At 66.3% G+C, this 18,092-nt stretch carries 19 protein-coding genes; 13 read left to right on the forward strand and 6 right to left on the reverse strand.

Features of this window, described 5'->3' with window-relative positions; genetic code table 11:
• The first annotated feature begins 242 nt into the window (after positions 1-242).
• Genes ACWPOC_RS18380 through ACWPOC_RS18395 form a run of 4 tightly spaced genes read left to right on the forward strand, consistent with a single transcriptional unit; the run spans position 243 to position 4,136 of the window.
• Positions 243-1,037 (forward strand): IclR family transcriptional regulator, encoded by a 795-nt coding sequence (locus ACWPOC_RS18380; RefSeq protein ID WP_016690778.1) that lies wholly within the window; start codon positions 243-245, stop codon positions 1,035-1,037.
• The gene (locus tag ACWPOC_RS18385) at positions 1,034-1,876 is read left to right on the forward strand and encodes an HpcH/HpaI aldolase/citrate lyase family protein (protein ID WP_016690779.1); all 843 of its coding nucleotides are present in this window, start codon (positions 1,034-1,036) and stop codon (positions 1,874-1,876) included. The genes ACWPOC_RS18380 and ACWPOC_RS18385 overlap by 4 nt, the downstream gene beginning before the upstream one ends.
• Positions 1,873-2,709: a cyclase family protein gene (locus ACWPOC_RS18390; RefSeq protein WP_016690780.1), complete on the forward strand. Its 837-nt coding sequence runs from the start codon at positions 1,873-1,875 to the stop codon at positions 2,707-2,709. Before ACWPOC_RS18385 ends, ACWPOC_RS18390 begins: the two co-directional genes overlap by 4 nt.
• Complete coding sequence (locus ACWPOC_RS18395; RefSeq protein ID WP_230791808.1) at positions 2,706-4,136, forward strand: MmgE/PrpD family protein; 1,431 nt, start codon at positions 2,706-2,708, stop codon at positions 4,134-4,136. Before ACWPOC_RS18390 ends, ACWPOC_RS18395 begins: the two co-directional genes overlap by 4 nt.
• A 147-nt stretch (positions 4,137-4,283) precedes the next feature.
• Here the strand turns inward: ACWPOC_RS18395 and ACWPOC_RS18400 are convergent, their stop codons facing one another.
• Together ACWPOC_RS18400 and ACWPOC_RS18405 are read right to left on the reverse strand one after the other, a co-directional pair.
• The gene (locus tag ACWPOC_RS18400; RefSeq protein ID WP_159418226.1) at positions 4,284-5,942 is read right to left on the reverse strand and encodes a class I adenylate-forming enzyme family protein; all 1,659 of its coding nucleotides are present in this window, start codon (positions 5,940-5,942) and stop codon (positions 4,284-4,286) included.
• A gap of 8 nt (positions 5,943-5,950) precedes the next feature.
• Positions 5,951-6,925, reverse strand: a complete 975-nt coding sequence (locus ACWPOC_RS18405) for a cyclase family protein (RefSeq protein ID WP_159418225.1) — start codon at positions 6,923-6,925, stop codon at positions 5,951-5,953.
• 197 nt (positions 6,926-7,122) lie between these two features.
• On the opposite strand from ACWPOC_RS18405, the gene ACWPOC_RS18410 reads away from it, so the two are divergent.
• Both ACWPOC_RS18410 and ACWPOC_RS18415 read left to right on the forward strand, forming a co-directional pair.
• The gene (locus tag ACWPOC_RS18410; protein WP_308257004.1) at positions 7,123-8,046 is read left to right on the forward strand and encodes a helix-turn-helix domain-containing protein; all 924 of its coding nucleotides are present in this window, start codon (positions 7,123-7,125) and stop codon (positions 8,044-8,046) included.
• Between the two features lie 56 nt (positions 8,047-8,102).
• Positions 8,103-9,356, forward strand: a complete 1,254-nt coding sequence (locus ACWPOC_RS18415; RefSeq protein WP_159418224.1) for an acyl-CoA dehydrogenase family protein — start codon at positions 8,103-8,105, stop codon at positions 9,354-9,356.
• A 9-nt stretch (positions 9,357-9,365) separates the two neighbouring features.
• On the opposite strand, the gene ACWPOC_RS18420 is transcribed toward ACWPOC_RS18415, so the two are convergent.
• Positions 9,366-10,166 (reverse strand): alpha/beta fold hydrolase, encoded by an 801-nt coding sequence (locus ACWPOC_RS18420; protein WP_159418223.1) that lies wholly within the window; start codon positions 10,164-10,166, stop codon positions 9,366-9,368.
• Between the two features lie 79 nt (positions 10,167-10,245).
• On the opposite strand from ACWPOC_RS18420, the gene ACWPOC_RS18425 reads away from it, so the two are divergent.
• The 3 genes from ACWPOC_RS18425 to ACWPOC_RS18435 all read left to right on the forward strand — a co-directional run bounded on the left by ACWPOC_RS18425 (position 10,246) and on the right by ACWPOC_RS18435 (position 12,207).
• Entirely contained in the window at positions 10,246-10,842 is a 597-nt protein-coding gene (locus ACWPOC_RS18425) for a hypothetical protein (RefSeq protein ID WP_159418222.1), read from the forward strand.
• Between the two features lie 120 nt (positions 10,843-10,962).
• A complete protein-coding gene (locus ACWPOC_RS18430; protein WP_159418221.1) occupies positions 10,963-11,403 on the forward strand; it encodes a VOC family protein in 441 nt (146 codons plus the stop codon).
• A 72-nt stretch (positions 11,404-11,475) separates the two neighbouring features.
• Positions 11,476-12,207 (forward strand): DJ-1/PfpI family protein, encoded by a 732-nt coding sequence (locus tag ACWPOC_RS18435; RefSeq protein ID WP_455409127.1) that lies wholly within the window; start codon positions 11,476-11,478, stop codon positions 12,205-12,207.
• Between the two features lie 13 nt (positions 12,208-12,220).
• Here ACWPOC_RS18435 and ACWPOC_RS18440 read toward each other — a convergent pair whose 3' ends face one another.
• Positions 12,221-13,288 (reverse strand): coiled-coil domain-containing protein, encoded by a 1,068-nt coding sequence (locus ACWPOC_RS18440; protein ID WP_120282784.1) that lies wholly within the window; start codon positions 13,286-13,288, stop codon positions 12,221-12,223.
• Positions 13,289-13,906: 618 nt separating this feature from the next.
• Between ACWPOC_RS18440 and ACWPOC_RS18445 the strand changes: the two genes are divergently transcribed.
• From ACWPOC_RS18445 to ACWPOC_RS18455, 3 genes are all read left to right on the forward strand, one after another.
• Positions 13,907-14,632: an aspartate/glutamate racemase family protein gene (locus ACWPOC_RS18445; RefSeq protein WP_159418219.1), complete on the forward strand. Its 726-nt coding sequence runs from the start codon at positions 13,907-13,909 to the stop codon at positions 14,630-14,632.
• A gap of 291 nt (positions 14,633-14,923) precedes the next feature.
• Positions 14,924-15,379, forward strand: coding sequence for a nitroreductase family deazaflavin-dependent oxidoreductase (locus ACWPOC_RS18450; RefSeq protein ID WP_230791807.1), 456 nt, complete (start codon positions 14,924-14,926; stop codon positions 15,377-15,379).
• Positions 15,380-15,504: 125 nt separating this feature from the next.
• Complete coding sequence (locus tag ACWPOC_RS18455; RefSeq protein WP_455409128.1) at positions 15,505-16,149, forward strand: LysM peptidoglycan-binding domain-containing protein; 645 nt, start codon at positions 15,505-15,507, stop codon at positions 16,147-16,149.
• 27 nt (positions 16,150-16,176) lie between these two features.
• On the opposite strand, the gene ACWPOC_RS18460 is transcribed toward ACWPOC_RS18455, so the two are convergent.
• Positions 16,177-16,614 carry a carboxymuconolactone decarboxylase family protein gene (locus ACWPOC_RS18460; RefSeq protein ID WP_120282790.1) on the reverse strand — a complete coding sequence of 146 codons (438 nt, stop codon included), beginning with the start codon at positions 16,612-16,614 and terminating at the stop codon, positions 16,177-16,179.
• A gap of 99 nt (positions 16,615-16,713) precedes the next feature.
• Complete coding sequence (locus ACWPOC_RS18465) at positions 16,714-17,088, reverse strand: winged helix-turn-helix transcriptional regulator (RefSeq protein WP_159418215.1); 375 nt, start codon at positions 17,086-17,088, stop codon at positions 16,714-16,716.
• 121 nt (positions 17,089-17,209) lie between these two features.
• On the opposite strand from ACWPOC_RS18465, the gene ACWPOC_RS18470 reads away from it, so the two are divergent.
• Positions 17,210-18,055 carry an SDR family oxidoreductase gene (locus ACWPOC_RS18470; RefSeq protein ID WP_455409129.1) on the forward strand — a complete coding sequence of 282 codons (846 nt, stop codon included), beginning with the start codon at positions 17,210-17,212 and terminating at the stop codon, positions 18,053-18,055.
• Positions 18,056-18,092: the final 37 nt, after the last annotated feature.

An 18,092-nucleotide genomic window follows, 5' to 3' on the forward strand; every position in this document is an offset into this window, starting at 1 on the left:
CTCAGCGGAACACTGGAAAGTGATCTCCTGCACTATGCGCCTCCTCGAATCGATGCGCAAGTGGGAATTGGGCGAATTGCGCTGGGAAACTTCGATGTAACGCGAGTGGTCATGTCTGGACAATCGTTTCGCTAAGCGGTACAAAGTGTCCAAGGCCTTGAACGGTCGTGCCGCTCCCGCAGCATGTCCAGCAGACCTGACAAGGTGTTCACCATCCGAACCGACCGGCGAACGGAGCCACAATGGAGTCCTCAACTGGCGGCACCACCTCCGCCGCGCGAGCCGCGGAAGTGCTGCTCGAATTCGGTCGCCGGTCGAGCGCGCTCGGCGTCTCGGAGATCGCCCGCTCCACGGGGATCTCCAAGGCGGTCACCCACCGCATCCTCACGACCTTCGTCGAATGCGGTCTACTGCTCTATGAGCCCTCGACCCGCCGCTACCTGCTCGGTCCCGCCGCTGCCACGCTCGGGGCTCGTGCACTGGATGTGTCTCCGTTGCGTCGTGTCGCCCGCAGTGCCCTGGAAGACCTCCAACGTGCCACCGGTGAGACCGCGACGGTGACCGGCCGGCTGCCGGGCGGACGCGTCTACCTCGACCAGGTCGAGAGCACCCAGGAAATCAAGATGACGGTGGAGTTGGGGCGTCGCTTCGAGCTGTACAGCGGGTCCTCGGGACGCATCATCCTCGCGTACCTGTCGGAGTCCGAGCAGGAGGACGTGCTGTCCCGGCAATTGACGCGCCTGACCGGGAAGACCATCACCGATCCGGCCGCGCTGCGTGCAGTGCTGCAGGAGGCGCGTGAGCGCGGTGTGTGCCGATCGACCGGCGAACGCCAGGAAGGCGCGGCCTCGATCGCCGCGCCCGTTTTCGGTGCAGACGGCACAGTGGTCGGCTCGCTGTCGGTCTGCGGGCCGAGCTACCGCATGACCGACGAAGCATTCGACCGCTACGAGGACGCGCTCGTCGAAGCGGCACAAAGGGTTTCGCGCGCTCTCGGGTACCGTCAGGTTCACGCCCCGGTGGGAGAACCGGTATGACGCCCCGCAGTTGGTTGTACGTTCCGGGGCATCGCGCGGACCGCATCGACAAGGCGCTCGCCAGTGCCGCTGATGCCGTCGTCATCGACCTCGAGGACGCAGTACCCGTCGATGCGAAGAAACGTGCACTCGACAACGCCATCGCGGCCGTGCACAGCGCACCCTCCGACCGCGTGGTCTGGTTGCGGCTCAACGCCATCGGATCGCAGTGGCTCGACGACGAGATCGCCGCGTTGTCGGCCGCCGATCGAACCCCGGCCGGCGTTCGACTGCCGAAGGCCGACGATCCCGATACGGTTGCGGCGACCGCGGATCGGCTCGACTGTCCGGTCCACGCGATCATCGAATCCGCTGCGGGTCTGCTCGCCGCACCGCAGATCGCGCGATGTCACCACCGCGTCACCGGAATCGCGCTCGGTGAAGCCGACCTCGCCGCGGACCTGCGTACCGAACCCGACGGACTGACCTGGGCGCGCGGCTGGATCGTCACAGCCGCACGCGCGGCGGGACTGTCGTCGCCGATCCAGAGTGTCTGGACCGCAGTGAACGACCTGGACGGGCTCGCGGAATCGTCCCGAGCCGGCCGCATCCAAGGATTCTTCGGACGCTCCGTCGTCCACCCGAAGCAGATCGACATTGTCAACGAGGCCTACACGCCCTCGGCCGAAGAACGAGAGCGGGCGCAGCGAATAGTCGACGACGCGTCCGCGTCCTCGGCAGCGGGGGAGTCCGCAGTTCTCGACGAGAACGGCAGATTCATCGACCCGGCGGTCGTTGCGAACGCTCGCGTCGTTCTCGACCGAGCCCAGGCCATCACAGTACGAGGAGCCACATCATGACCGAACAAACCATCGCCGGTCCCGACGCACTGCTGAGTGCGGTCGTCGACACCGACGTCGACATCGTCGAGCTCGGACATCCCCACACGACCGGTATGCCCTGCTCACCGAACCATCCCGGCTTCCGGATGACGCTCATCCGCCGGCACGGCGACATGGTGCGACCCGACGGCGGATCGGCATCGAACGAGATCATCGTGACCGGCGGACACGTCGGCACTCACGTCGACGCGCTCTCCCACGTCAGCCACGAGGGGAAGCTGCACGGTGGTATCGACGCCGAGGAAGCCCAGCGCGGTGGAAAGTTCTCCCAGCTCGGCGCCGAGTCCATTCCCTTCATGCTTCGTCGCGGACTGCTCCTCGACGTCGCCCGGGTCCGCGGCGTCGACTCCCTCGATGCGGGGCAGGCGGTCACCGAGCAGGACCTGCGCGACGCGGCCGACGCCGCCGGTGTGACACCGCGCCGCGGTGATGTCGTGCTGATCCGTACCGGATGGGCCCGGTACTTCGACGATCCGCAGCGCTATCTCGGCCAGCAGGACGGTGTTCCGGGTGCCGATGTCGGTGCGGGCCGGTGGCTCGCGGCGAGCGGCATCGCAGCCGCCGGCGCAGACACGACGGCCTTCGAACACATCCCGGCGGGCAAGGGGCACAGCGTTCTTCCGGTTCACCGAGTACTGCTGGTGGAAAACGGAATCCATATCATCGAGCACCTCAACCTCGAGGATGCCAGTGCCCGCGGCCTGACCGAATTCACGTTCGTCATGGCACCGCTGCGCATCACCGGCGGTACCGGTTCGCCCGTGCGCCCCGTCGCGGTGGTGGCCTCGTGACCAGTACCGAGACTCGACACGACCTGACCGGAACGGTCGTCGGCCGGCTCGCCGCTCTCGCCGCGGACATCCGCACCACGGGACTGCCTGCAGAACTGCGCAAGGACGTCGCGCGCCGGGTACTCGACCTGCTCGGAAACTCCCTCGCGGCGCACGACCAGCCGTCCGCTCGCGCCGTCACCGAGGTGGCACGCAACTGGTCCGGCGCAACCGCGGCCACCGGCATCGGCACCGGAGAACGATTCCCGGCGGCCACTGCCGCGCTGGTCAACGGCACACTCGCCCACTCGATGGACTCCGATGACACCCACCTGCCGTCGGTGCTGCACCCTTCGGCCTCGGTGATCCCGGCGGCGCTCGCTGTGGGTGAAGCCGTGGGAGCCTCCGGTGCAGCCGTTCTCGACGCCGCGGGTGTGGGTATCGAGATCGTGGTTCGCCTCGGTATGGGCGGCTACGACGAGGAACTCGGCAACTCCGAGTTCTTCGAACGTGGCCAGCACGCGACCTCCATCTGCGGTGCCGTCGGTTCGGCTGCCGCCGCAGCGATGCTGTACGGACTCGACGCCGAAGGTATCGCGGATGCCATGGGCATCGCCGCGAGCTTCGGTGCCGGATTGCTCGAAGCGAACCGCACCGGCGGCACGGTCAAGCGGACGCACTGCGGATGGGCGGCGCATTCCGGTGTCACCTCGGCAGAATTCGCTCGGGCCGGACTGACGGGACCGCCGACCGTGATCGAAGGACGCTTCGGGTTCCTGCACGCCTTCTGCGGCGATCGGGCCGACACCGCGAAGGTCCTGGACGGACTGGGCGAGCACTGGGAACTGCCGGGCATCTTCTTCAAGCCCTATCCGTGCAATCACTTCACTCACGCCGGTATCGACGCCGCACGAGCGCTCGTCCGCGACGGCCTGGACCCGGCCGATATCGTGGAGATCCAGCTCGGCGTGCCGAAGCCGGTACTACGCACGATCGCCGAGCCCCCGGCATCGAAGGCTGCTCCCGAATCCGGTTACCACGCGGCCTTCTCGGGCCCGTTCACCGTCGCACGGGCACTGCTCGGTGGCTCGGGACTCGGTGTGGGACATGCCGATTTCACCGACGCTGCCGCGAAGGATCCGCGCACACTCGAACTCGCGCGGCTGGTCACGAGTTACAGCGACGACCGCTGCGACGAGATCTACCCCCACCAGTTCCCGGCGGTTCTCCGGGTACGTACCCGGGACGGTTCCTGGCACGAAGCTCGCGTCGACCACAACCGAGGTGGTCCGGCGAACCCGCTCTCCGACGACGAACTCACGATGAAGTTCGATCTCAACGTCGAAGGACGGTTGTCGCCGGAGAGTGCCGCAGAGGTCGCGGGAACCGCGCTCGCACTTCCTGCTGCCGAGTCACTCGATGCCCTGATGGCGACCGTGCGCGGTTGATCCGCGCAATGTGCGGGTCGTGATGGTGTGCCGTCCGGTCGCAAGCGAGAAGGCGGGTCTTCTCCGGTAGCTCTGTACCGAAGAAGACCCGCCTTCGTCGCAGCGCCTACGGAGTGCGCATGCGGGCGAGGAACTCTGCGACCATCGTCAGGACGGTGTCGTCGTTCGTAGCTCGCGGCGCAGCAGTTTGCCCGTCGCCGTCTTGGGAATGTCGGAGATGATCTCGACGAAGCGTGGGCACTTGTAGGCCGCCAGTCGCTTCTTCGTGAATGCGATCAGCTCATCGGGCGTGACCGTGGCTCCGGGGCGGAGGCTGACGAAAGCTTTGACAGTCTCCCCGCGGTACTCGTCGGGTACACCCACCACCGCTGCTTCGCGAACGGCGTCGTGTTCGTAGAGCACGTCCTCGACCTCGCGAGGCCAGACCTTGTAGCCACTGGCGTTGATCTGGTCCTTCTTGCGGTCGATGATGTAGAACCAGCCGTCGCTGTCCATGTAGCCGACGTCGCCGGTGTGCAGCACGCCGTTCGGGATCGAGTTCGCCGTGGCCTCGGGCTTGTTCCAGTACCCGGCCACCACCTGCGGTCCGGCCGTCACGAGTTCCCCGACCTCGCCCGGGGGAAGGTCGTTGCCGTTGTCGTCGACGATCCGCACGATGGTGTCGTAGACCGGCACGCCCACGGAGGTCGCTCCGGTCAGCTCGTCGACCGGAGCCCGCCTGCCGAGTGGCACCCCGTGCGACGGGGAGGTCGTCTCGGTGAGGCCGTAGATGTTGTGGATGTAGTGGCCGAGTCCCTCCTCGAACGCCGCGATGGTGCTCGGTGGAATCGGTGCCCCACCCGAATAGATCTTGGTCAGGCTCGCCAGGGCCTCCTTGCTCGCGTTCGGGGCGTTCATCAACGCGATGAACACCGTGATCGACCCGACCGTGAACGTGGCGTGTTGCTTCTCGATCGTCTCGATGGTGTCGGCCGGATCCATGCGGTACATCAGCACCAGCGGTGCGCCGGTCAGCAGCGACAGGGCGATGTGGCCGACGAGTCCGGTGATATGGAACAGCGGTGCGACGCCGAGGATGACGTCGTCGGGACCGATGTCGATCCAGTCCCGGTAGGTCTGCGCATTGAACGCCACGTTGCGGTGGGTGGTCATCGCGCCCTTCGGCGGACCGGTGGTCCCGGAGGTGTACGTCAGGAAAGCGACCGTGCCGGGGCCGATCTCGGCAGGAGGGACGGTCCGGCCCCGGAAGGCCGCGAGCATCTCCGCCATGTCCGTGGTGCCCGCGCACGAGATGCGTTCGACGCCGGCGAGGGTGCCGCTGTTGGCACTCTGGTACTCCAGTTCCGACGTCGTGATCACGGTGCGCACGTCGGTCGACTCGACGACCTTCGCTGCCACCTCGGTGTAGAGGGATTGCAGCGCCACGAGGACCGTGGCCCCGGAGTCGCGCAGGATCTCCTCGAGTTCGCGTTCGCGGTACATCGGATTGGCGGACACGGCGATGCCGCCGGCCTTCCACGTTCCGAGTTGGGCGATGACGAACTGGGGCACGTTCTGTGCATAGATCGCGACCCGCTCACCCGGCCGGAACCCGGCGTCGAGGATTCCGGCGGCGAACGCGTCGCTCAGTTCGTCGAGTTCGCCTGCGGTGATCCGGCCGTCGAAGTAGCGGATGATGTCGGCGTCCGGATCGCGTTCGACGGTCGCCCGGAACATCGCCAGGGCGTCGTCGAATTCGATCGTGCGTGGTTGCCGCTGCGCAGCGTCGTACTGCGACAACCACACCTTGTCGTCGTAGATGGTCATGGTTCGCCTCAGCGGATGACGATGGGATTCACCGGGGCGCCGGTGCCGTTGACGATCTTCAGCGGGGCGGCGGTGTAGAGGAAACTCCAGCGGCCGTCCGCGGCGCAGGCGTCGGCGAGGTCGTCGAGCCAGGCGATCTCCGTCAGCGTGACACCGAGATTGCGCATCAGGGCGCAGTGCAGTGGCAGCGCGACGCCGCTCTGCGGGTCGTAGGTCACCTCGTTGGCGATCGTGTCGGTCACCAGGTTCGGAATCTCCTTGTCCTGGAACCACTCGACGAGCTCGGGCGAATAGGTGAGGCCGGGCTCGCAGAATCCGTCGTAGAACTGTTCGGGGTTGTTCAGCTCGTACCAGTACTTGAGCCACCCGGTGCGGATGATCAGGATGTCGTGCGGCTCGATGGTCACGCCTTGGGCGGTCGCAGCTTCCTCGAGATCGCGGTGGTCGAACGTTTCACCCTTGTCGAGATAGGGCTTCCCGCGATGGCGGGCCATGTCGATGAGGACGCCGCGGCCGACGATGCCCTTCTCTGCGATCGGGAGGACGGAGGCCTTGTCCATTCCTCCGACGGTGCTGCGGGCGTCGTATCCGTTCCAGAGTTTGCCGTCGTACCAGACGTGTCCGAGCGCGTCGTACTGGGTCGATCCCTGGAGAAAGACCAAGGCGGTGTCGTCGGCGTAGTGCAGGCCACCCGGGAAGGCCGGCGCCCCGTCGCCGTCCCAGGAACTCTCGTCGAGCACGTTCTGCCGCTTGATCCCCTCACGACCCGGCCACAGCGGGTCGCCGGGGCTCTCGGCGCGTCCCATGTGGATCTGGAGCGTGAAGGTCTCGCCCGACTTGACGTGCTGGACGCCGCGCAGAACCTCCCCTGCGTCGAGGTAGTTCAGTGCACCCAGCTCGTCGTCGGGTCCCCACTTGCCCCAATTGCTCGGCGCGTTCTCTCCGAGCAGTTCGCGCATTGCGGGAGCGTCGACCTCGGTCATGTTGTCCTCCATCGGGTAAACAGCGGGAGCGAGCACACGCTCGGTGCCGACTATGGTGCACGTCACACCTGTCGACGTCAACGATTCGATATTTTCGCGAAAATCCCTGCGAGACAGCCGTGCAAGTGGATACGCTGCCCGGAACGGTCGCGGGCCGGATGGTCAGTGTTCAGCTATTCCAAACACAGGAGTTGTCGGTGAGTGCGGTTTCGGTCGACAGGTCGGCGTCGGTCGGGGCCGGTTTGCGCCAGGTACGGATCGCGCGCGGCATGACGCTGCGGGGCCTGGCCCAGCGCATCGAGGTCAGCCCGGCCACGCTGAGTCAGATCGAGAACGACAAGACCGGACTGACCGTCGATCGCTTGAATCGCATCGCCGACGTACTCGGGGTGAGGCCGGCGGACATCCTCGAAGCCGGTCGGGGGGCACTCGCGGCACCAGTAGTGGAACCCGAAACCCTCGTTGCGGCCCGGCCAGACCCCCTCGGACAGACCGAGGCTCGCCGGCAGTGGCGTGAGTACGAGCCGTTGCCGCTCACGCCCGTGGTCCAGGCCGCGCTCGAGGAGATTCTCGCCGTGGGTTACCACGGCACGAGCATGCGCGAGATCTCCAAGCGCTGCGGCCTGTCGGTTCCCGGCATCTACAACTACTTCACCAGCAAGCAGGACATCCTGATGTCGATCTATCAGGTGACGATGGGCGATCTGGAGCAGCGCACGCGCGGCGCACTCGCCGAGGGCGCCGGCCGAGATCCCGTCACGGTCTTCACGTTGCTGGTCGAGAACCTGGCGCTGTACCACACGCACCGGCGCGAACTCGGCTTCATCGGTGCCAGTGAGATGCGTTCTCTCACAACGGAGAACCGACGGATCATCGCCAGCAAGAGGAACTGGCAGCAAGCGGTCGTCGACGAGAAGGTGTTGGCCGCTGTGCGCGCCGGATCGTTCCGGGTCCGGAACCCCGAGGACGCCGCTCGCGCCGTGGTTTCGATGTGTACCGCTCTCCCCACCTGGTGGCGACCGGGCGGGCGGATGAGTCCGGAGGAAGTCGCGAACCTCTACGTGGAGTACGCCCTCGATCTCATGCAGTACCGAGGCGCAGACCTCGACCGCGGTCCTTGACCGAACCTCGACCTCATTCCACGACGTCCCGACCGAACCTTCGAGGGAGAAACCGTATGACCGACGTAGCGAACAGCATGCTCACCGCGCAGACGAACACCGGATCACTGGATCTTCGACCGTCTCCCAGAGCGCTCGAACTCGAACAGGCGCTGGTGGAGTTCATGCACAACCACGTGTTCCCCGCCGAACACGAATACGAGGCCTACCGCCACAACGTCGGCCCCGACGACCACACCGTCCCGCCCGTCATCGAGACCCTCAAGCAGGAGGCCCGCAAGCGCGGTCTGTGGAATCTGTTCCTGCCCTCCGAATCCGGTATCGGGCAGCTCGACTACGCCGGGCTCGCCGAGATCACCGGTTGGAGCCTGCATCTCGCACCGGAAGCCACCAACGGGCAGGCTCCCGATACCGGCAACATGGAACTGCTCCACCTGTTCGGCACCGATGATCAGAAGAAGCGGTGGCTCGATCCTCTGCTGAACGGGGAGATCCGGTCCGCCTTCTCGATGACCGAGATCGCCGTGGCCAGCTCCGACGCCACCAACATCGAGACCAGGATCGAGCGCGACGGCGACAGCTACATCATCAACGGTCGCAAGTGGTGGACCAGCGGCGCCGCGGATCCTCGCTGCAAGTTGCTGATCGTCATGGGCAAGACCGACCCCGCCGCCGACACCCACCGTCAGCAGTCCATGATCCTGGTGCCGATCGACACTCCGGGTGTCACGATCGTCCGCGACCTGCCGGTGTTCGGACGACACGACCAGCACGGTCACTGCGAAGTCGTCTACGACGACGTCCGCGTGCCCGCCGAGAACCTCCTCGGGGAGGAAGGTGGTGGATTTGCCATGGCGCAGGCACGTCTCGGCCCCGGCCGCATCCACCACTGCATGCGCGCACTCGGTGCCGCCGAACGGGCCCTGGCGCTGATGACCACGCGCGCGCAAGGGCGTGTCGCCTTCGGCAAGACACTGGCCGAGCAGGGTGTCGTGCAGCATCAGATCGCCGAATCGCGCGTCGCGATCGAACAGGCCCGGCTGCTGTGTCGTCTTGCGGCCAAGACCATCGACGAACACGGGAACAAGGCCGCCGCCCCGTACGTGTCCGCCGCGAAGGTCGCAGTGCCGCGCATGACCCTCGAGGTGATCGACCGGGCGATCCAGGTGCACGGAGGTGCGGGTATGAGCGACGACGTACCCTTGGCTGCGATGTACGGCTGGCACCGAGCCATGCGCATCTACGACGGGCCCGACGAAGTACACCTGCGCACGATCGCCAAGAACGAACTACGCAAGTACCCGAAGTGACCGCGCTCCTCATGCGAGGGATGACTCGACCGAACGTAGGAAACGCCGCAGCTCGCGGGTGACGTCGTTCGGGGCCTCGACCGTGCTGACGTGACCGGGTCCGGTCAGAACGACAAGTTCCGACCCGGGCACTGCGCGGTGGATGTCCTCACCGAGGGAGACGGGAGCGCGTACATCGTGGCTGGAGTACAGCAGGAGCGTCGGAACATCGATCTCGGCCAGCACATGCCGCTGGTCGGCGTAGCTGGCGCGCGCCATCGCCCGGAAGCCGTCGGGATGGAACGCGCGGACGCTGTCGAGGAACGGCGCCACGAGTCGACTGTCTGCGGAGTCGGAGAACATCGACGGCGCCATCGTGGCAACGAACTCGTCGGGATGCAACCGTGATGCCTCCAGCGATCGGGTCAGCCTCTGCTCCGAGTCCTCGACGCCGAGCGATCCGAGCCATCCGGCATATCCGCTCACCAGGGTGAGCGACGAGATGAGCCTGCGGTGCCGGTGGAACACCGCGAGCGCCAGAGCCGCACCGAACGAGAGCCCGACGAGGTGTGCTCGCTCGATCCGCAATGCCCGGAGGAGTTCTGCCAGGCAATCGGCGTAGGCGTTCATGTCGAAGCCGGCCGGAGGTTCGGATGACCCACCTGCTCCGGGTGCGTCCCAGGCGATCACGGTGTACTCGCTCGAGAGGGCCTCGATCTGGTGACCCCACGTCGAGCGGGCATCACCGACGAAGCCGTGCGCCAGGACGACGGCAGGCCCGGTCCCGGTGCGTTCGAAAGCGATGTCGAGCCCACACACGTCGACGTGCACGGTCCGATCGTAGGCCTGGCACCGTAGGCCGATCACGACCGTGCGTCGGACTTTCTCTCCACTCACATACTGTCTGCCTATGGCCACCGGTTTCGATTTCTCCTGGGCTCAATTCCTGTGGATCGTGCTCATCCTCGTGGGCGTGCCGACCCTGATCGGCGTGAGCATGGTGTGGGTTGCCTGGCAGCGGGAGCGTGCCGGTGGCCGGAGTCCGTCGAGCGACTACGAGCAGACCGGTGATCGACCCGTGGGTCTCGGCCGGCGCGGCCTGTGGGCGACCGGTGCAACCGCATTCACACTCGGATTCTTGTCCTGCGCGGGATGGTTGAGTTGGTCGGCCGAGTACGACGGCGAGTTCCGAGGCCCCGGCCTGCCCGCACCGAACGAGTTCCCCACCTGGCAGGTGATCGCCTGCGGAGTGACCGTCGTGCTGGCATGCTTCCTTTCCGCTCGTCGATCCCGCTGGGTGGTGAGCGGCGGACTGGCCGCCGCAATCGGCACGGCGGCAGGGTTCACCACCGCATTCAGCGTGGTTGCCAGTACCGACGAAACCGGTCAGGCGGGAGTGGGTGTGATGCTGTCGGAGATCGGATGGGGCACCGGGCTGTGCCTGCTGATGCTTGTCAGGGCTGCTCGGATCAGAGGGGTGCGTCGCAGAGCGGTGGGCGCGTCGTAGCTCATCGATGCGGTGGTGGGGAACGATCCGGTGTCCCGGCGAGTCCGCGGAATGTCGAGATCCGAGCACCGGCTCCGTCCCAGAGGTAAACGGACGAGACGATATCGAAGGATGGATCCCATGGCACACGTACGGCGTTTCGATCATGTCGGCCTGACCGTCTCCGACCTCGACGTCGCGACGGCGTTCTTCGTCGGCCTCGGCTTCGAGGTCGAAGGCACCGGCTCTGTGCAGGGCGACTTTCCCGCGACCGTCTGCGGCCTTCCCGGCACGCACTGCGACATCGTGATGCTCCGCCCCCCGGACGGAGGAGCCCGGCTCGAACTCTCGAGGTTCATCACACCCGACCACTTTCCCGGCTCGCCGACGGCGATGCCCAACGAGCTCGGGATCCGCAATGTGTCCTTCGAGGTCGGCGACCTCCACGCTGCCGTCGATGCTGTCGCCGAGCAGGGATACGGCCTCGTCGGGGGCATCGGTGAGTACGAGAACAGTGTGCGAATGGCCTACGTACGGGGACCCGACGGGATTATCGTGTCGCTGTTCGAACAGCTCGGTTGACGCTGGTCCCCACCGCGGAGATCGGCACCGAAAGTCTGAGTACATGCGTGCGCAGACTGCTAGGGTGCCGGGGTGCAGATCGCCATCGTCGTCTTCCCGGGTCTGACCGCACTGGATGTCGTCGGACCGTACGAAGTGCTCCGATATCTCCCCGACGCGGACGTGCGCTTCGTCTGGCACGAGACCGGACCGGTCGTCACCGACAGCGGAATGCTCGCCCTCGGCGCGACACACACTTTGGACGAGACACCGTCCCCGGACATCGTGCTCGTACCCGGATCGGGGACAGCCATCGCCGTCGCCGCCGAGGACAAGCGTCTCCGCGAATGGCTGCGCAGCGCACACCGGACATCGACGTGGACCGTCTCCGTCTGCGGCGGGGCGCTGGTTCTCGCCGCGGCAGGACTTCTCGAGGGCCGGCGCGCGGCGTCGCACTGGCAGGCCCTGACGCCGCTGCGTGCGTTCGGTGCCGTGCCGTGCGGTGACGAACGGGTGGTCTTCGACGGCAAGCTCGTCACCTGCGCCGGCGTCTCCGCCGGTATCGACCTGGCACTGTCGCTCGCGGCCCGGATCGCGGGAGAGGAACGCGCAAAGGCGATCCAGTTGATGATCGAGTACGACCCCGACCCGCCGTTCGACAGCGGTCACGCCAGTTCCGCGTCGCGGCATACGAAAGTGCTGGCCAACGCACTTCTTACCCGCGACGCCGTTCGCGCGCCCAATATGGCCGCGGCGAGCCGCTTGGCGTGGTCGACGGTGCTCGACAGAGTGCGCGCTCGCCGATCGCGGACACGCGCTCGATGATCGTCCGGCCGGTTCAGCTCGTCCCGGCCGTTCTCGCTGCATCCAGTTCGGCACGGAGAGAGGCCGATTCGGCCTTCAGCGTCAGATTCTCCGTCTGAAGTGTCTTCGTCTCGTCACGCAGGGCAGTGATCTCGTCGCGCAAGGCCGACAGTTCGGCCCGCAGTTCGTCGCCGCGCGTTCGCGCCGCGGTCTCGGCCGCTTGGGCCGTCGCTGCGGTGATGCGCGATTCCTCGAGTCGGCTCCGTAGCTCGGAGGTGCGGTCGCGCTCGGTGGTGAGCTCGGTATCGAGGCGCTCGCGGGTTGCGACCTCCCGGTCGAGCGCGGCCTGCAGGCGCGCGATCTCGGCTCGCAGATCGGTGATCTCGACGGTCGCGCGCTCACGCTGGGCAGCCGCGTCGTCGAGTTCGCGTCGCTGCGCGGTGAGGGACTCGTCCTGCTGAACGATCGTCGCTCGCAGGTCGCCGACGGTCCGTGTGTGCTCGGCGGTCGCTGCCTCGAAATCGTCCTTCCACCGCTGCAGTGTTGCGGCGTGCTCGTCCTTCAGGCGTGTCAGCTCGGCGTGACGCGTTTCGTCGAGTCGGTGCACCTGTTCGGTGTGTGCGGTACGAGCGTCGGCGAGTTCGGCGTCCACGGCGGCCACTGCGGCGTCGGCGTTGTCGCGGTCCTCGAGTGCCTGGGCGAGTTGTTCGCGTAGCCGCACGATCTTCGCGTCGGCGTCGGCTTTGACCTTCGCGAGTTCGGCGGCGGACCGGGTCATCTGCGCCTCGAGGGCCTCGGCGTCGGTGAGCTTGTCGACCGCGGTGGTGATCCGCTCGGCGATCGCGGAGTACTGCTCGACGGTGCTGGTGGCCAGGGCGCGTAGTGCGGTGGTGGCAGCCGTGAGGGCGGAGACCGCATCGTCCGGGCTCTCGACGACCGTCGGGGCCATGCCGGCAGCTTCCTTCTTGGCACGTTCGCGTTCGCGATAGGCGCGCACGCGGTCGGCCGCGGTGGCGTACTTCCGGGGGCGTCCCACCCGAGGCTTGCCCGAGCCGTCCTCATCGATGGTCGCTTCGGGGGTGGGGGAGTGCGCGTCGGTCATGGATGTCCTCGTTGTGGCGCGTCGAAATCGCAGGTCACCGGTATTGTAGCGCATTTAGTTACGTTATTACGATACGAAGAAGTAATGAAACGAAACGATATGAAACGCTGTGAACTGGTAAATCAACGTATAAACACCGATTTCATAACGAGTAACGCGGTCGAGACCACTCGATATCATCCAGGATCGAGGGTGAGTTGTGATCGTCATAATCCCCACTTATGACGATCAAACGCGCGCGAGGATCGGAAACTGTGCACCCTGGGATCGGGGGACCGGGAAGGCTGCCGAGAGAGAAGGGCTCCTCGACTGTGGCGCCGGTCACCAAGTGTGTGGAGTGGGAGTTGTCTACTGTCTGCCTCAGCCGGCGGATGCGATGAAACACAGTGCAGCGCTGGGCAGTCTGCGCTCGTCCGAGCGCACGTACCCGCACACCGAAGAGAATAGGTAATCGAATGGGCTCTGCAGCGACCTTCCTCGCGGATGTTCTCGTCGCCGTCATCACGCAGCTGATCGAGACCGGATCGTCGTCCGGATCCTGATCCGTCACCGCCGTGGTCGCTCTTCCGCTCATCACACGGAGAGCGACCACAGGCGCAGGACAGAGGGGGTGCAAGCATGAAACACGTCGGAATCCTGGGCCACAGCTGGGAAGGTGCCTCGCTGTGTTGGCGCGAGGTGTGTCAGCACAGCAACCGTCTCGGGCATCCGGCACATCCGGACGTCACCATGGACTGCATCTCCTTCGAGCGCTGCATGCCCGCGTGGGAGCGTGGCGACTACGAAGCGGTGCGCGCCGTGCTCGCGACCAGCGTCGATCGTCTGGCCCGGGCAGGCTGCGACTTCTTCGTGTGCCCGGACAACACCGCCCACCTTGCGCTCGAAGCCCCCGGCGAGCCACTCGCGATCCCCGGGCTGCACCTGATCGACATCGTGGCCGACGCAGCGCAGCGTGCCGGGCACCGACGCGTCGGCATCCTGGGAACGCGGTTCACCATGCAGGGCCCTCTGTATCCCCGCGAACTGGCGGCACGCGGGATCGAGGCCGTCATCCCGACCGACGACGATCAGGACCTGGTACACGCGGCGATCTTCGACGAACTGGTGCACGGCATCTTCCGGGATGAGACCCGAGCGTCCTTCGTGGACCTCGTCGGCAGACTCGCGGACTCCGGGTGCGACGCGGTCGCGCTGGTATGCACCGAAATCCCACTTCTGGTCTCCCCGGACGAATCGCCGTTGCCGGTACTGGACTCGACACGACTGTCCGGACAGGCGGCCCTCGAGGTGGCACTCGGAACGCGCGACCTGCCGACCTGGCACGGCGGACAGTTCCGGCGATAACAGGCAGGTAGCCACGGCGGGTCGTAGCATCGAGCATATGGTCCTCTTCTACGAGATCGCGCTCGTGATCGCGTCGGTGCTCATCGCGTGGTTCGCGGTGTACGTGCTGTACCGCCTCGTCACCGACGAATCCACCAGCCGGCACTGACAGGTCGCCCGACCGACCGGCCACATGTGGACATGTCGGCCACACTGCCCCGGCCCACGGAGCCCGGGGTACGTCGGACGTCGGTGCCCCAACCTTGCCGAACACGTTCCGAGTGCCGTACGCGACGGGCATGAGGGCAGACCATGACCGACAGTTCGTTCCGTCCCGAGCGCGCCTACCGACCGAGCCGGTGGCGACACCTCGAGAACGCCGTGATGAGCGCTTTCACTCGCGCGGGGCTGGTGCCGCACTCCTACCTGTTGACCACGCGCGGCCGGCGCACCGGGAAGATCCGCCGTAACCCCGTGCTGATCGTCGAGCTGTACGGAAAACGCTGGCTGGTCGCCCCGTACGGATCGGTGGGATGGGTGCACAACGCGCGTGCCGCCGGCGAGGTCGAGCTCAGCAGGCGTCGCGACACCCACCGCTACTCGATCCGTGAGGTATCCGCGGACGAGGCCGGACCGGTGTTGCAGCGGTACATCGAGGTGGCGTCCGCCACCCGGCGGTATTTCGAGGCACGCAGGAACGACCCGGTGGAACGGTTCGTCGCAGAGGCCGATCATCATCCGGTCTTCGAACTGCTGCCACCGACGTAGTCGACGGAACTTTCATACGAGATTCGGGTAGCGCGCTACGCGTGTGCCTGCCGCCGATAGTGACCACCATGATCTTCGTCGATTCGATTCGAATCGCGGACGCTCCACACCACCGAGGCACGATCATGGTTACGAAATACGAAGTCGTCGCAGGCGACACCCTCTCGAAGCTGGCGCAGAGGTTCTACGGTGACGCGACGCTGTTCCCCGTCATCGCTGTTCCGAACGGCATCACCGATCCGGACGAGATCACTGTCGGTCAGGAACTGCTCATCCCGTACATCACCGAACGGCACACCGTCGCGTCCGGCGAGACGCTGTCGGGATTGGCACAACACTTCTACGGCGACCGGACGCTGTTCCCGGTACTCGCTGCGGCCAACCACATCGCCGATCCGAACGTCATCCAGGTCGGTCGCTCGCTGCTGATTCCCGAACTCGGGGACGTGGGACACCACACCGTGGTCGCGGGAGAGACCCTCTCGGAGCTCGCACGCCGCTGGTACGGCGAGGCGCAACTGTATCCGGTGATCACCTTCCCGAATCACATCACCGACCCCGACCACGTCGAGGTCGGCCGCGTGCTGATTCGTCCGGGGCTCAACTACCGGCACACCGTCGTCCCCGGCGATACCCTGCGGGCTCTGGCGGAGGACCACTACGGGAACGCGGAGATGTTCGCGATGATCGCGGCTGCCAATCACATCGCCGATCCGAACAGGATCACCGTCGGGCAGGTGTTGTTCTTCCCGAACCTCACCGACTTCTGACAAGGGAGGCCGGTCGGCCGGTGCGGGTCACGGGGCGACGGGGTAGTGGCTCCGGACCGCGATGCGGTTCCACGCGTTCATGACGATCGCAAGCCATGTGACCGCAGAGACCTGCTCGTCGTTGAGTGAACCGTTGTCCCACTCGTGCCGACCGGCCTCCATGGGGTGAGTGACTTCTTCGGCGAGCGCGAGCGCGGCCCGCTCCTGGTCGGTGAAGTACTGCGACTCCCACCAGGCGGCGAGGACGGCGAGGCGATCGGTGGTCTCACCCTTCTCCAGAGCGTCTCGTGTGTGCATGCGCAGGCAGAATGCGCATCCGTTGAGTTGCGACGTGCGGATCTTCACCAGTTCGGCGAGTTTCGGATCGAGGCCGGCCTGTGCGACGGCCTCCTCGACCTCCTTGTTCAATGCCAGCACGCTCTTGTAGGCGGCCGGGTGCTGCTTACCGAGATTGACGTGCGCCATCGTGGATGTCCTTCCGGCGGGCGACACCGGCCGGAGCGACCGGCCGCTTCATTCTGTCAGTCGCATCCGGGCCGGTGGGGGTGGTTCGCGCCGCCCGGATCAGTGGCTGCGGTCGTACTCGTCCTGCGCGGCGACGATCTCGGGCATCGACTCCTCCACGACGTCGATGAGCGTCAGCAGGGGCGCGGTGATGCGGCGTCCGAGGGCGGTGAGCGAGTACTCGACGTGCGGAGGGATCGTCCCCAGCACGGCGCGGTGGATCAGACCGTCGCGTTCGAGGGTCTGCAGGGTCTGCGACAGCATGCGTTCGCTCACGCCGTCGACCCGGCGGCGCAGTTCCGAGAACCGGCGCGTGTCGTCGACGAGCGCCGCCAGCACCAGCACACCCCAGCGTCCGGTGATGCTCTGCAGCACCGGACGTGACGGGCACTCGCGCGCGAAGACGTCGGCTTCGGGGAGGCGATCGGTGCTCATGAACGCCGAGTATACGACGGCTATGAGAACGAATGGTACTGACTCGATCGGTTGCACTTACTAAAAGTAAGTGATGGAATGGTGTCGTTCCCGATCCCACTCGACCACTTCGAGGAGTCCCATGACCATCGCTGTCACCGGAGCCGCCGGTCACCTCGGCCGCCTGACCATCACCGCTCTCCGCGCCCGCGGAGTCGCCGCCGGCGACATCGTCGCCGTCGTGCGCGACGCGGCGAAGGCCGCAGATCTGGCCGCCGACGGAGTGCAGGTCCGTGTTGCGGACTACGCCGATGCGGATGCCCTGCGCGACGCGCTGGCCGGTGTCGACAAGCTGCTCCTCGTCTCCGGCAGCGAAGTGGGGCAGCGACTGCCCCAGCACACCAACATCATCGACGCCGCCAAGGCCGCCGGCGTCGCGTTCATCGCCTACACCTCGATCCTGCACGCAGCGACGAGTCCGCTGATCCTCGCCGGTGAACACAAGGCCACCGAGGAACTGCTCGCGGCTTCCGGCATCGACCACGCCCTGCTGCGCAACGGCTGGTACTGGGAGAACTACGACAGCTCGGTCGCCGCGGCTGCTGCCTCCGGTGCGCTGTTCGGTTCAGCCGGGGCCGGCCGCGTCGCCGGGGCGGCCCGCAAGGACTTCGCCGAAGCGGCCACCGCGGTCCTCACGACCGAGGGACACGCCGGTGCCGTCTACGAACTCGGTGGCGAGCGACTGACCTACACCGAACTGGCGGAGGTCCTCTCCGGCATCGTCGGCGTGCCCGTCACCTACAAGGATCTGCCGAAGGAGGAGTACGCGAAGATCCTCGAGAACGCCGGTGTGCCCGCACAGTTCGCAGCCGTGCTCGCCGACTCCGACGCGGGCATCGCCGTCGGCGCGCTCGACACCGACAGCGGAGATCTCGAACGCCTCATCGGACGCCCCGCCACGCCGGCAGCCGAAGCGATCGGTGCCTGACACCCGCTAATGCCGTCGAGTCCGGGCGCGTGATGGC

The sequence above is a fragment of the Rhodococcus sp. 5G237 genome (assembly GCF_053764735.1).

Coding starts and splice junctions, on each gene's coding strand:
- ACWPOC_RS18440 (WP_120282784.1), bottom strand. CDS start 13,288: ATGACCGACGCGCACTCCCCCACCCCCGAAGCGACCATCGATGAGGAC.
- ACWPOC_RS18455 (WP_455409128.1), top strand. CDS start 15,505: ATGGTTACGAAATACGAAGTCGTCGCAGGCGACACCCTCTCGAAGCTG.
- ACWPOC_RS18430 (WP_159418221.1), top strand. CDS start 10,963: ATGGCACACGTACGGCGTTTCGATCATGTCGGCCTGACCGTCTCCGAC.
- ACWPOC_RS18470 (WP_455409129.1), top strand. CDS start 17,210: ATGACCATCGCTGTCACCGGAGCCGCCGGTCACCTCGGCCGCCTGACC.
- ACWPOC_RS18425 (WP_159418222.1), top strand. CDS start 10,246: ATGGCCACCGGTTTCGATTTCTCCTGGGCTCAATTCCTGTGGATCGTG.
- ACWPOC_RS18445 (WP_159418219.1), top strand. CDS start 13,907: ATGAAACACGTCGGAATCCTGGGCCACAGCTGGGAAGGTGCCTCGCTG.
- ACWPOC_RS18415 (WP_159418224.1), top strand. CDS start 8,103: ATGACCGACGTAGCGAACAGCATGCTCACCGCGCAGACGAACACCGGA.
- ACWPOC_RS18405 (WP_159418225.1), bottom strand. CDS start 6,925: ATGACCGAGGTCGACGCTCCCGCAATGCGCGAACTGCTCGGAGAGAAC.
- ACWPOC_RS18460 (WP_120282790.1), bottom strand. CDS start 16,614: ATGGCGCACGTCAATCTCGGTAAGCAGCACCCGGCCGCCTACAAGAGC.
- ACWPOC_RS18400 (WP_159418226.1), bottom strand. CDS start 5,942: ATGACCATCTACGACGACAAGGTGTGGTTGTCGCAGTACGACGCTGCG.
- ACWPOC_RS18385 (WP_016690779.1), top strand. CDS start 1,034: ATGACGCCCCGCAGTTGGTTGTACGTTCCGGGGCATCGCGCGGACCGC.
- ACWPOC_RS18380 (WP_016690778.1), top strand. CDS start 243: ATGGAGTCCTCAACTGGCGGCACCACCTCCGCCGCGCGAGCCGCGGAA.
- ACWPOC_RS18390 (WP_016690780.1), top strand. CDS start 1,873: ATGACCGAACAAACCATCGCCGGTCCCGACGCACTGCTGAGTGCGGTC.
- ACWPOC_RS18450 (WP_230791807.1), top strand. CDS start 14,924: ATGACCGACAGTTCGTTCCGTCCCGAGCGCGCCTACCGACCGAGCCGG.
- ACWPOC_RS18465 (WP_159418215.1), bottom strand. CDS start 17,088: ATGAGCACCGATCGCCTCCCCGAAGCCGACGTCTTCGCGCGCGAGTGC.